Below are 13167 nucleotides of genomic sequence, written 5' to 3'. Positions count from 1 at the left end.
CGCCATTATTGAAGCTCCACTACTTTCATGCCAACTTCACTGGCAACAATCAACTTGTTGTTAAACCAAACACCAGCAATTAAGGCTTTACCATCTTCTTCTACTTGAGTGGTAAAACTTGTACCGTTGTCACTCTTTAAGATCACGCCGCTATTGGCTAACACCACGACATTGCCTTTGTCATTTACCACAATATCGTTCATTAACGCGATGGTATTTGTTTCGATTTCTTGCCAAGACTTTCCGCTATCACCACTGTAAAACAAGTTACCACGCAGCCCCGCAACCAACAGATTTTTGCTGTTTATGGCATTAATATCAAAGAAAGAACCAAAATATATCTCGTCCATTAACGACCAGTTCTTACCTTGATCATCACTTGTCGCCATCATTCCTAACTCACCAACTAAATACCACACATTTTCTAAGCTCATAATTCGATTAAAGTGTGGCAAGATGCTGGCAATTTCTTCCTGATAAATTTCTGGATCGTATTCTTTAGTTTCTTCTAAATATAAGCGATCATCTTCATTGAGTAATTCTAAGTGATACTCCTGTTTCCAACTTTTCCCGCCGTCGTTAGTCCGATAAAATAGTCCGTATGCGCCAACGGCTACACCGTTATTTTCATCGCTAAAGTGCAAATCTAAAAAAGGACGTTCTTTTGAAGGTTGATAATTTTGGACCTGCCAAGTTGTTCCGCCATCGTTAGTATGAATAATTGCAGAGTCGTGACCGACGGCCCAACCTAACTGTTCATTGATAAAAAATACTTTGGTCAACGTCGAGTTTACTGGTGACGCTTTTTGTTGCCACTGCTGACCATCATCTGATACCAATATATGCCCCCTCTCACCGACGGCAACTAAACGTTTATCAGCGATGGAGTAGACATCAAGCATAAGTGACTTAGACGATAAAGCATGTAACTCTGCTGCAACGGGCTGCAACTCTGCTTTGGCGGGCATTAGCATCATTGCTAATATAAACAGTAAATTTTTTTTACTTTGCATAAACTCTCATTACCAAATATTCAAAATGAAAACGGTTGGCAAGGCCAACCGTTTTTCTGTCTACGATAGTCTCGCTATCAAAGAGCTGTTAACGACGACCTGCGCGACGTAATGCCGACGAGGTGAAATCACGCTCGCGTAATTCCGTTTGAAAATCGTACATTTTATGTTCATTATCTAAGCCAATTGCGATATAACGTCGCGACTGAAAATCATGATATACTTCAAGTGTAGACCACTGTGTAGGAACTTCGTAATAATTCACTGCATGAGCCATAGCTACACGGTAAAGTTGATCACGGTTGTCATACATATCAGTGACCGAAACTTGCCAGCTATCTTCGTCAATATAGAACGTACGAGTTTTATATACATGACTAGTGCCAGATTTTAATTTCGCTTCAACAACCCAAACACGATGTTTCTCGTATCGAACTAATTCAGGATTAATATGACCCGCTTGTAAGATATCGTCATACTTAACTTTATCTGAATGTAAACGATAATCATTGTAAGGAATTAGTAATTCTTGTTTACCTTTTAGCGTCCATGTATATCTATCTGGCGCGCCGTTAAACATATCGAAATCATCTGTAGTTCTTAAGCCGTCAGCTGCTGTACCTGGTGCATCATAAGCAACGTTTGGTGCACGACGAACACGTCGTTGCCCGGTGTTATATGTCCATGCTTGACGAGGTGTTTTAACTTGGTCCATGGTTTCATGTACCAATAATGCAGTGCCAGCTAAACGTGCAGGTTCTGAAACCTGTTGTTTAAACTTAAATAAAATATTGGTCTTTTCAAGTTCATCGTAATTTGCTCCTTTAACGCTGTATGGCAGCATTAAAGATTCAGCAAAGCCAATATATGTATAACTACCAGAAGGCGTCGGTGCCGCTTGACCACCCTCTCGAGCGACCTGCTCACCACGATAGCGTAATGTATGGTTCCAAATAACTTCTAAACCATTAGCTGGAATTGGAAAAGGTACACCAACTGCCGCTTTAGTTATACCATTACCGTTTTGAATCAACTCAGTGCGAGTTGCATTATTCAATGTTTCATCATAAACGTATTGTGGGTATGAAGCACTGCGACGAGTTTGATAAACATTCATTTTAAACGTTTCAGGGTATGTCTTGAACAACTGTTGTTGCCCAGGGCTTAACAGATCAGCGTATTGCTCATAATTTTGTGCAGTTAAGGTCATTTGAACTTTGTCGTTAGGGTATGGATCAGGATGATGATCGCCAACTTTATAACCGTCAACAGGTTTAGTTATCCCACCTGTCCATGCCGGAATTGAGCCGTCAGCATTACCTGCCATTTCAGAGCCCATCGGTGTAAGCTCTTTACCAATTTTTGCTGCTTCTTCTGGCGTTACTTTTGCCGATACACTCACTGCTGAAACAGCTAGAGTTATGGCAAGAGATAGCGTTGTTATTTTATTCATGCGATAGCTCCTAGATTGAATATTTAAAGTTGAATGAAACGAAATCACGATCTTCAAGTTGGTTGGTCGTACCAACACCGTCAAAGAAGCTGTTGTAGTTAATGTCGAATGACATGGTGCTTTGATAATCAAAGGTTAAACCAAGAGATATTGACTTACGTTCTTCAACAAATAAGAACAATGGATCTGGCGTAATTCCTTCAACATCGTGCGAAAATACTATACGCGGAGATACATTCAAACTCCAAAACGCATCACTGTAATCAAGTTTGACTAAAACTTTATAGCCCCAAGCAAAATCATCTGGGAAAGGATTAGTTTCAGGGCCATCTTGAACAGCTTCCATAATTGTTCTAGAAGAACCAGAACGATCAGTAGCAGGTCCATTTAGTCTTAGTTCATCATGACCTGGCATATCGAGAATATTGATACCACCAATTTCAAATAAGCCAACCATTTGCCCTGCTCCTAAGCTAGGACCAAAAAGATGAGTTAAAGTTGTTTGGTATTGCACAGTATCAAGTTCAATATGTCCTTGAATGTTTCTGCTTTCAACGTCGCCATTCATTTGTGGCAATTGATAAGGCATTTGCGAAAGTCGCAATACTTCTGGGGTACCAACAGCTCTTAATGCCTGGTCAGGTATCGCGGCAAATAACAACTCCACATCATCGATTTGTAACGGTTCATCTTCTCGGTAAGATACTTCACCAGCAACTGATGTTAAGCCAATTGCGGTGTTAAAACTTAACCCGTATAACTTAATGTCTTCTTTGTAGTTTAAATATGCTTTGCCAAATAAATTAAGATCTAAATAATTATCTTCGGTAATTGCACCTTCACTAATCATTCCTATATCAGCACCTACAGCAGTAGGATCCAAATTTGCAGAGATTCCAGAAAACGTAGGACGACGTGAATGGTAATTTATATAATAAAGTGCAAGCTCTGTGTCATTAAGTTCAGGGAAGAAATATGAGAACTTTAAGCCGTATTGGCCACCATCGTCCGGCGTATTTTCCCCGCGACTACCATTACCTTTTAAACCTTGGTTAGTAAGCATCCCCGTATAATCTCCAACTGCAGTTAAATCACCCGCTCGAAGTCGATCACCAATTCCGTTTAACTCACTAATAAACTGTTCTAAATTTCTATCTACTAATCCACCAAAGCCCAATTGCACGTTGTTTAAGTGGCCACCGGATCCCGCAAAATCATTGGTTGAAAAATAACTACCAGGCGCAGGTAATACTGTTTTTTCCCAACGATATTGATAAAACGCTTCAATGTTAAAGTTTTCCGTTACACCAAATGATGCCCAAATCGCACCAAATGGTATAAATGCTTCTTTTAGCTCAGAGCCAGGTGCTCGTAGAGCCGCAATATCAACCGGGTTTATTTCACTGATACCGTGTGATATCAAGGTACTTTCACCCCAACCAATCACTTGGTCACCAATACGGATACTGACTGGCGTATCGCCAATATAAAAGTCTGCAAAAACAAATGCATCAAGTAAACGCACGTCACGACATACTTCTTCTTTAGCATCATCGTCATCACAAGGATCCATGGTTTTACCGGTGACAGGGTGAGTATAAGGACGTTCACCATCCATCATTTCAAAATCGTAAAAATACATACCACGACCAAAAAATCCTATATCACCCCAATCGGCTGAGTATTGAATATCAAGTTCGTGAGAGCCTTTAAACATGCGAGAGAATGCTTCACCGGAGTCGTAATTTAAATTACCTAAATCACCATTAGTAGAATAGCTACCCTCTCCTAACAACCAAATATCACCTTGTTCAGGCCCGCCATTTGACCAATCAATATTGTTGCGTAGATTATTTGACTTACCGATTGTATCCCAGTTTCTATTTTCGGTACGCCAGCTTTCGCCGTATGAAAAAGTCGAATCGATACTTCCGCTTATGTTACCCCATTCGAATGTAACTGCGTTAGCCTGCGTTGCACTAAGCATTAACAAACCGGCAGTGACACTTTTTGCGATGCTGCTTTTACCAAATTTGGCAAACGTACTTGGTTTCATGTTTTTCTCCCATGATTTAGAAAAACTCTTAATTTTATTGTTGATGTTTTTCTAAGCTATCTATTTTTTAAGCGATGATTACATTTAGGTTTTATTATTATTTTTAATTTTTGATATAAAGCTGTTAATTAAAACAGTTATATAAAGTCGTTATAAATAGTAATTATTTATAATTATAGCTAAAAACATAATTACACCAATTTAACCGCATAGCAACAACTAATAACTTGCTATAAACCTCATAAAATTAGGCACTTGTCCTATTATTTAGGACAGAAGACCTGTGCGTGTTTAAAACAAGCGTTTGAAATGTAATAAACAAATACGAATAGCCCTAATAAGCGCTAGCCCGCTAAATATCAGCTAAGGGAAAGTCATACAGCAATGGTCAGACCAGAGTGTTTAAAGTGATTACTCTAACCATTATTTTCTAATGAATAAATCGTAAAAAAAATAATAAAAAAAGCCAATGACTAGGCATTGGCTCTGGTTAATCTACTACCGAAAGTTGGTTAATTTAACGTCGCTGTTAATTTTTCCTGTAAATCACGGCACAAATTAGGCATGTCATTTAATCGCTGTAACTGAGTTAACATTTGCTGCTGATGCTCTTTAGCAAACGATTTGTATTGAATTAATGGCGTCAAAATACGCGATGCTACTTGTGGGTTTATGGTATTTAGTTTGGCAATTTGATCGGCTAAAAATTGATAACCTTGGCCATCGTGTTGATGAAAGTATTTACCATTGCTAAAAGCAAAAGCACCGATAAGTGATCGTGCCCTATTTGGGTTATCTAAACTAAATTTAGGATGAGATAACAGTTTCGTCACTCGATTGATAACATCAGGATGATTATGTAATGCATTTACGCTAAACCATTTATCCATAACTAAAGTATCATCTTGCCATTGCTGTTCGAAGCTGGCCATAACCTGTTCAAAGCAAGGTAAGTCATTTAACGCAGCGGCTTTTATCGCAGCAAGTTGATCGGTCATATTGTTACTATTGTTAAACTGCCCTATGACCACAGAGTCGAATTCTTTTGCTGACGCCAAATAATTTAAACAAACATTCTTTAGCGCACGCTTACCAATTGCCTTTCCATCTTTAGCAAACTCAGTGCTACTGCATTGCTGATACGTAGCGAACAAAACATCGGTGAGCTTGGCTGCAATATTAATCTTTAACCTAGATAGAGCATTGGCCAATTTGTCAGCATTTACTTTGTCCAGACTATCTGCCATCTCATCAAAACTAGGTAAAGTTAACTGCTCTGCTTTCAGTGCTTCATCTGCACCAGAATTTAATATATCGGCAATTGCATCATAAACTTGTTGTGGCACTTCTGTCGCTTCATCATTGACTAACATTTCGATGTAACGAGCAAACAGTTTTTGGCCTGCATCCCAACGATTAAATGCGTCAGAAGCATTAACCATGATGGCAAGCAACTGTTCATCTGTATAGTCAAACTCAAGTTTCACTGGCGCAGAAAAATTGCCAAGCAGTACAGGGATTGGTTGTTTATCAATGTTGCTAAATGTCCATGTTTGTTCTGTCTCTTTTAAGTGCAGAAGTTCATTAACAACATTTGCTTTGGTGCTACCTTCTGCATTAATCGCTTCAGTGGCTAGCAACTCAAGATTAATTGGAATGTGCAGATTCTGCTTCTGCTGTTTATCATGGGCTTGTGGATGTACTTGTTTAACGCTAATTTGGTATTGATTGTTCGATTGGTCGAAGCTATCTGTAACAATCAATGATGGTGTACCAGATTGACTATACCAATTCTTAAACGTCGATAAATCAACATTGCTTGCATCACTCATTGCAGCGACAAAATCATCACAAGTCACTGCTTGACCGTCATGACGGTCAAAATACAAATCTATACCGGCTTTAAATCCTTCTTTACCTAAGATGGTATGCATCATACGGATTACTTCTGCGCCCTTTTCATAAACCGTCATGGTATAAAAGTTATTCATCTCAACCACTTTTTCAGGACGGATCGGATGAGCCATCGGGCCGGCATCTTCAGCAAACTGCAAAGAACGTAAAGTTCGAACATTTTTAATGCGGGTTACCGCAGCACTGTTCATATCGCCACTAAACTGTTGATCACGAAAAACCGTAAGCCCTTCTTTTAAGCTTAATTGAAACCAGTCGCGACAGGTGACTCGATTACCTGTCCAGTTGTGGAAGTACTCGTGTGCAATGACAGCTTCAATATTAAAGAAATCTTCATCGGTTGCTGATAAATCATCGGCCAATACGTATTTAGAGTTAAATACGTTCAATCCTTTATTTTCCATCGCGCCCATATTAAAGAAATCAACGGCAACGATCATGTAGATATCTAGATCGTACTCTAAATCGAACACCTGCTCATCCCACTGCATTGACTTTATTAGTGAGGTCATTGCATGCTCTGCTCGAGATAGATTACCTTTGTCAACGAATAGCTCTAATGCGACTTGACGACCAGAGCGTGTGGTGTAGTTTGATGTCAACAAATCGAAATTACCGGCAACCAGTGCAAATAGATAACATGGTTTAGGAAACGGATCATGCCAGGTAACAAAATGCTTATCATCATCCAATTCGCCAGCATCAATCTTATTACCATTGGCCAACAAATAGGGATATTGGCTTTTATCAGCGATCACTTTAGTTGTGTAGATGGCCATAACATCAGGGCGATCTAAAAAGTAACTGATACGGCGAAAACCTTCCGCTTCACACTGCGTACAATATGCTTCGCCAGATTTATATAGACCTTCAAGCGCAGTATTAGCACTTGGATTTAATTCGGTAATAATGGTTAATTCAAACTGCTCTGCATTTGGAAAAATAGTAAGCGCAGAATCGGTAACTTGGTAATCATCAGAGCTTAACTCAGCGCCATTGATAGCAACTGATTTTAGAACCATATGTTCACCATCTAAAACCAGAGGCACGTTGGTTGTAACCATACGTTGAATACTCATGCTATTAGTAACTAAAGTAGCACTATCATTCAATGCAACTTCTAAATTAACGGTGTTTATTTGATATTCTGGTGCGCTGTAATCTTTTAAATAACGAGGGGCAAATTCTGTCATAGGAAATTCTTATATCGATAATGGGATTAGTTTTTATTTAGTTAAGCTTTATCTGTTTTGTTAATAAACATCACCAACAATTTAATAATTCTACCTAGCATTGAATTATATGCAATAAAAAACCCGACAGGGTCGGGCTTTATTAATTACATGAAACCTAAAAAATCGATTAGGCGAACCGATAGAGTAAACTATGCAACTTTCGTAGCTAACATCTTAATTTTGTAACCCGCATAGCCGTATATACAGGCCAGTACAGGGTTTATTAAATTGAAGAAACAGTAGAAAATATATTCCAGCGGATTGACTGCAAGCACCGAGTACATGTACGCACCACAAGTATTCCAAGGGATCAGTGGCGAAGTTAAGGTACCAGAGTCTTCTAACGTTCGGCTAAGTACTACAGGATCTAAACCACGGCGTTCATATTCTTCTTTATACATGCGACCTGGCATTACAATTGCCATATATTGATCGGCTGTGATCACGTTAGTACCAATACATGTTGCAACGGTAGATGTGATTAATCCACCAACTGACTTTGCACCTGCCAATATTGATTCCATTATTTTACGTAACATACCAAGATGCTCTAAAACAGCACCAAAGGTTAAGGCACAGATAATAAGCCAAACAGTATTTAACATGCCAGCCATACCGCCGCGGCTTAATAGACTATTTAGCATCTCACTATCCGATGACACACTGACACCGTCAAAAAATGCAGTCCATACAACGGTGATATTAGCCCATACTTCTGTTGAAACAAAACTAAGTACAAAAGCTCTTAAACCATCTAATTCGTCTACATTCGGCATCTCTGCAGCCAGGCTCATAATAAATTCTTGCTGGAACAACATAGCCCAAATAGCACCTGCAATGGCACCTAGAGAGACAGCCAAAAATGCTGGCATTCTTTTTACTGCCAAAGCTAACAATATAACTAAAGGTACTAAATTGAATACACTGATATCAAAGTGCTTATCCAGTAACTGATTCAACGCTAAAGCATTTTCTGTCGTTCCTGCAACATCTTCATTAAAACCTAAAATTACAAACAATATAAGAGCTGTAGCAATAGAAGGAAGCGTGGTGTAAAGCATATAACGAATATGGTCAAACAACTCAGAACCCGCTACTGCTGGTGCTAAGTTTGTGGTTTCTGACAATGGCGAAATTTTATCGCCAAAATACGCACCAGAAATTACCGCGCCTGCGGTAATTGCAGGATCAAGACCAAGACCATTGGCAACGGCTAACAACGCGACACCAATGGTTGCAGCGGTTGTCCATGAACTGCCGATAGCCATTGAAACTAATCCACAGATAATACAAGTTGCGGCATAAAACCAAGCAGGGTTAAGAATATTCAAACCATAATAAATTAGTGTTGGCACTGTACCTGCAAGTAACCAGGTACCTATCAAAGAGCCTACTGCTAATAGAATTAAAACCGCGCCCAATGAAATTGAAATACCATTGGTAATCGCTTTTTCTATTCCAACCCAACTATTACCATTTTTTAAGCCAATAATAATTGCAACTCCAGCAGAGAGTAACAACGCTATTTGATTCGGCCCATAAGAGGAATTGTCACTAAAAAATGATACTGCTGCGGTTAACAATGCAATCATTACAATGATTGGTGTTAATGAATCAAGTAAACTCGGCGTCTTGACCACGTGTTTTTCTGACATAAATATGTACCTAAAGGATAATAATTTTTGTTAAATAAATGTTAACACTAACTTGAGTAAAAGCGACATTTAGTTGAATTTATTTTTTACGACTTTGATTTAACAATATATGAACAACACTATTTGTTAAAGGCGCTAAATCTTGTATTCTGAGTATATCTGAATTAATGCACAAAAAACGAATACTTAAGCTCAAAAATAACAAACTAAAACACTTGCTAACCAATCATTTACAACAAAAAATTTGTTTATTAAGAGTTAATTTTCTTACCCTCTATAGCCAAATCTAAGACAAAAAAAACCACCTTAATCAGGTGGTTTTTAGTTAGTATTTGATTACGATTATTTCTTCGCTAATTTGCCAATATCAAGAAAATCAAAGGCAATTTTTGCCGTTTCATCTAAGAACGGGTCCAATTCATCTAGTTCATCAGGGATATCATCCACTGATTTCACTTTCTCTTTTCCCATAGCAAGCAGGCGTTTATTCGCTCTATCAAGGCGTTTAGCTTTGTTTTCTTCACGTTCAGCCTTACGCTCTTCGTAATTTAACGATGCCGATTTCTTATCTTTGTTTTCACGATAATAAGCAATGTCTTCTGCCAAATAACTAAATTCAGGATCCGATTTAATACGCTCTTTATGCAACGAATCTAAATACGAAATATCATCAGTAAAATCATTAATGCGACCATAAGACGCTTTATTGATTTTATCCCATTCTAAAGCGTTCTCTTCACGACTCTCGCCCCACTCACTTGGCTCGATTGCCGAAGGGAACGGAATATCTGGAGTAACACCTTTGTGTTGAGTACTACCACCATTGATTCTGTAGAATTTTGCAATGGTAAATTGAATACTACCTAAAGCATTATCGTATAAGTCGTAAACACGACCTAGGCCACGATGTTGCTGAACAGTACCTTTACCAAAGGTGTTTTCACCAACGATAATTGCACGACCATAATCTTGAAGAGCTGCAGCAAATATTTCAGAGGCTGAAGCACTATAACGATCAACCATCACAGTAACAGGGCCGTCGTAGTAACTTAAACCATCAACATCTTTATTCACTTCAACGCGGTTAGCGCCATCACGAACCTGTACAACAGGACCTTTATCAATAAACAAACCGGTTAACAATGTTGCTTCAACTAACGAACCACCGCCATTACCACGCAAGTCTACAATGATACCTTGCACACCTTCTTCTTTTAACTTGCCAATTTCTTTGGCTACGTCTCTAGAAAGTTTGTTGTAAAAACTTGGGATAGTGATCACACCAAGTTTTTTCGTGCTTGCTGTATCACCAGCATCTGTTTTTTGTTCGTAAACTTCAGATTTAGCAGCTCTATCTTCAAGTTTAATGGTGTCACGTACAATGGAAATTATTTCGATTGTAGGATCATCTTCACCCTTCTCTACTTGCAAGCGAACTGTGGTACCTTTAGGTCCTTTGATTTTGTCTACTACGTCATCTAAACGCCAGCCAACAACATCTTCAAACTCACCATCACCTTGCGCTACGCCAACGATTTTATCTTTTGGTTTTAGCTTTTTGGATTTGTCAGCAGGTCCGCCAGTGACAATTGACTGAATTACAGTAAAATCATCTTCCGCACGCAATACAGCACCAATGCCTTCTAGAGACAAATTCATTTCCATTTGGAAACGTTCAGCATTACGCGGTGACAAATACGACGTATGAGGCTCAACTGTATGAGCAAAAGCGTTCATAACCACTTGAAAAACATCTTCACTTTCGCCTTGGCTCAATCGCTTGATTGCATAGTTATAACGTTTCGTTAATACTTTTTGGATTTCTTTCCAATCTTTGCCTGCAAGTTTTAGGTTCAGTGCGTCTGATTTTACACGTTTACGCCATAATTCATCCAATTCTGCTTGGGTAGATACATAAGCAGCTTCTTCACGATCAAATTCGTATTCTTCTTTAACCGAAAAATCAAACTCTTTTTCTAACAAGCTCAATGCAAATTTATAACGCTCAAAACGTCTTTGCACGTTTGCATTATAGATTTCAAAGGCACCAACTAATTTTCCACTGGCGACCATATCGTCAAAATTGTAACGATATTTTTCAAACTCTTTAATATCACTCTGTAAAAATACATTTCGAGAATAGTCGAGTTGCTTCAGGTATAAATCAAACACGTCTGACGATAAGTCATCGTTAAACATGAACTTCTTATAATGATGACGCGAAAATGTTGCCGAAACTCGCTTACTCGCGGCTTGATGCTGGACTTCCTGTGTTAGCACAGGTAAATCATGCTGTTCAATGCTGCTGTGGTCAGCCAGTACCGTTAATGACGATAAAGAAAGAGATACGGCTATGGCAATTTTGCAAATACTCTGCATACAACTACTCCAAATTTAATTATTTGGTAAAGATTTTATCGGCCTGGGTTTTAACAACCATACCTGAGCTCAATTGAACGCTTACATCTTTACCCGCTACTTCAGTAATAGTAGCATCTAACGGGGAATTACCAAGCTGAACTAAAACCTGCATACCTACTGATAATGCTGTTGCATCCGCTTGCGTCAAAACAACTTTCGCTTTTGGCTTCGCTTTTGCTTTATTAGGTTTCGTTTTAGGCTTGCTACTCATAGTAGAGCCAAATTTGTCCGCTTTAGTTCCTTTATAAGCTTTATTTTCTTTTTTGTCTTGCGTTTTTTTGTTAGCAAATTTGTCTTGGCTCTCTTTAAGCGTCTTCGCAGCGTAATCAGCTTGCTCTTGATCGATAAGTTCAGCGTCAACACCTTCTAAGTTTACGCGGTGACTACCAGCTTTAATCGACTTAAGGTAACGCCAGCTTGACGTGTAATGACGAAGGGCTTGACGAAGTTGAGTTTTACTTACTTTTTCATCGCCTTCTAACGCAGTAGCCAACTCTTGAAAAATCCCCACTTTTAAAGGTTTTACTTTACCTTCAACAGTGAAGCATGCTGGAAATTTTTCGGCTAAATGCGCGATAATTTCTTTGCTGGTAATACGTTTAGTTTCAGTTTCCATAATATTTACTTTTTAATAATCTAATTGTGTTGTTCAAGAAATTGGTCTCGGTTTTCCAATAGATGGCGACACCAATCATATATTTCGTCATGCTCAATCTCGACTATATGGTCTTGACCTATCCAGGTATCCCATACTAAATCGAGTAAGAGTGTTAATTCATCCGGGCTTATATCATCTTCCGCCAATTGGTATATGGTGTGATAAAACTCGTTAATATTTTCGGCAACAGTTTCTTCTTCGCCTTCCCAGTCACCAACAACTGCTTCAGATACGAGAAAATCATGTATTACCACAAATTCTTTCATGTATGTTTGTTCACTTAAGGTTAATCGTCTATTTTAATTGATTTTCAAGCGCATGAACAATGTTTTGCAAGCCGCGAACATCTTCTTCATCAAAATAAGCGACTTCTGTGCTGTCGATATCAAATACGGCAATAATTTTACCATGCAGATACACAGGGATCACTACCTCACTGTTGCTACTTGCATCACAGGCGATATGCCCTTCAAATTGATGTACATCGGTCACTAATTGGGCAGTTGCTTCGCTAACCGCTGTACCACAAACACCTCTGCCAACAGGGATCCTTATGCAGGCTACTTGACCTTGAAATGGACCAAGTACTAATTCATTATCAATTAAGCGATAGAACCCCGCCCAATTTACTTTATCTAACGAATTAAAAACGATGGCACTGATATTTGCCATATTGGCAATCTCGTCATGTTCATCACTAATAATCGCTTTTACTTGTCCTAACAAGCTTCGATAAAACTCAGTTTTCGCCATTAATTATAA

Annotated in this window: 9 protein-coding genes; all 9 read right to left on the bottom strand. The window is 38.7% G+C overall.

Annotated features, from left to right (window positions below; translation table 11 throughout):
- Positions 1 to 5: 5 nt before the first annotated feature.
- The 9 genes from LT090_RS07180 to LT090_RS07140 all read right to left on the bottom strand — a co-directional run bounded on the left by LT090_RS07180 (position 6) and on the right by LT090_RS07140 (position 13158).
- On the bottom strand, positions 6 to 1013 hold the full coding sequence (locus LT090_RS07180; RefSeq protein WP_068545255.1) for a WD40/YVTN/BNR-like repeat-containing protein: 1008 nt from the start codon (positions 1011 to 1013) through the stop codon (positions 6 to 8).
- Positions 1014 to 1101: 88 nt separating this feature from the next.
- Positions 1102 to 2466 (bottom strand): DUF1329 domain-containing protein, encoded by a 1365-nt coding sequence (locus tag LT090_RS07175; RefSeq protein ID WP_068545254.1) that lies wholly within the window; start codon positions 2464 to 2466, stop codon positions 1102 to 1104.
- A gap of 10 nt (positions 2467 to 2476) precedes the next feature.
- Positions 2477 to 4522 (bottom strand): DUF1302 domain-containing protein, encoded by a 2046-nt coding sequence (locus LT090_RS07170; RefSeq protein WP_068545253.1) that lies wholly within the window; start codon positions 4520 to 4522, stop codon positions 2477 to 2479.
- Positions 4523 to 5034: 512 nt separating this feature from the next.
- Complete coding sequence (gene pepN / locus LT090_RS07165) at positions 5035 to 7629, bottom strand: aminopeptidase N (protein ID WP_068545252.1); 2595 nt, start codon at positions 7627 to 7629, stop codon at positions 5035 to 5037.
- A gap of 191 nt (positions 7630 to 7820) precedes the next feature.
- Entirely contained in the window at positions 7821 to 9326 is a 1506-nt protein-coding gene (locus tag LT090_RS07160; protein WP_068545251.1) for a Na+/H+ antiporter NhaC family protein, read from the bottom strand.
- A 342-nt stretch (positions 9327 to 9668) separates the two neighbouring features.
- Positions 9669 to 11705 carry a carboxy terminal-processing peptidase gene (prc, locus tag LT090_RS07155; protein ID WP_068545250.1) on the bottom strand — a complete coding sequence of 679 codons (2037 nt, stop codon included), beginning with the start codon at positions 11703 to 11705 and terminating at the stop codon, positions 9669 to 9671.
- Between the two features lie 19 nt (positions 11706 to 11724).
- A complete protein-coding gene (gene proQ / locus LT090_RS07150; RefSeq protein ID WP_068545249.1) occupies positions 11725 to 12363 on the bottom strand; it encodes an RNA chaperone ProQ in 639 nt (212 codons plus the stop codon).
- A 20-nt stretch (positions 12364 to 12383) separates the two neighbouring features.
- Positions 12384 to 12671 (bottom strand): hypothetical protein, encoded by a 288-nt coding sequence (locus LT090_RS07145; protein WP_068545248.1) that lies wholly within the window; start codon positions 12669 to 12671, stop codon positions 12384 to 12386.
- Positions 12672 to 12699: 28 nt separating this feature from the next.
- Positions 12700 to 13158 carry a GAF domain-containing protein gene (locus tag LT090_RS07140; protein WP_068545247.1) on the bottom strand — a complete coding sequence of 153 codons (459 nt, stop codon included), beginning with the start codon at positions 13156 to 13158 and terminating at the stop codon, positions 12700 to 12702.
- Positions 13159 to 13167: the final 9 nt, after the last annotated feature.

The organism is Thalassotalea crassostreae, assembly GCF_001831495.1.
Lineage (GTDB): Bacteria > Pseudomonadota > Gammaproteobacteria > Enterobacterales > Alteromonadaceae > Thalassotalea_A > Thalassotalea_A crassostreae.
Note: the sequence above shows the minus strand (reverse complement) of the source record. Positions and strands in the feature narration are given on the sequence as shown.

Excerpts from the sequence above, each read along its gene's own strand:
- LT090_RS07160 (WP_068545251.1), bottom strand. The coding sequence starts at position 9,326 with ATGTCAGAAAAACACGTGGTCAAGACGCCGAGTTTACTTGATTCATTA.
- proQ (WP_068545249.1), bottom strand. The coding sequence starts at position 12,363 with ATGGAAACTGAAACTAAACGTATTACCAGCAAAGAAATTATCGCGCAT.
- LT090_RS07170 (WP_068545253.1), bottom strand. The coding sequence starts at position 4,522 with ATGAAACCAAGTACGTTTGCCAAATTTGGTAAAAGCAGCATCGCAAAA.
- LT090_RS07180 (WP_068545255.1), bottom strand. The coding sequence starts at position 1,013 with ATGCAAAGTAAAAAAAATTTACTGTTTATATTAGCAATGATGCTAATG.
- pepN (WP_068545252.1), bottom strand. The coding sequence starts at position 7,629 with ATGACAGAATTTGCCCCTCGTTATTTAAAAGATTACAGCGCACCAGAA.
- LT090_RS07175 (WP_068545254.1), bottom strand. The coding sequence starts at position 2,466 with ATGAATAAAATAACAACGCTATCTCTTGCCATAACTCTAGCTGTTTCA.
- LT090_RS07145 (WP_068545248.1), bottom strand. The coding sequence starts at position 12,671 with ATGAAAGAATTTGTGGTAATACATGATTTTCTCGTATCTGAAGCAGTT.
- prc (WP_068545250.1), bottom strand. The coding sequence starts at position 11,705 with ATGCAGAGTATTTGCAAAATTGCCATAGCCGTATCTCTTTCTTTATCG.
- LT090_RS07140 (WP_068545247.1), bottom strand. The coding sequence starts at position 13,158 with ATGGCGAAAACTGAGTTTTATCGAAGCTTGTTAGGACAAGTAAAAGCG.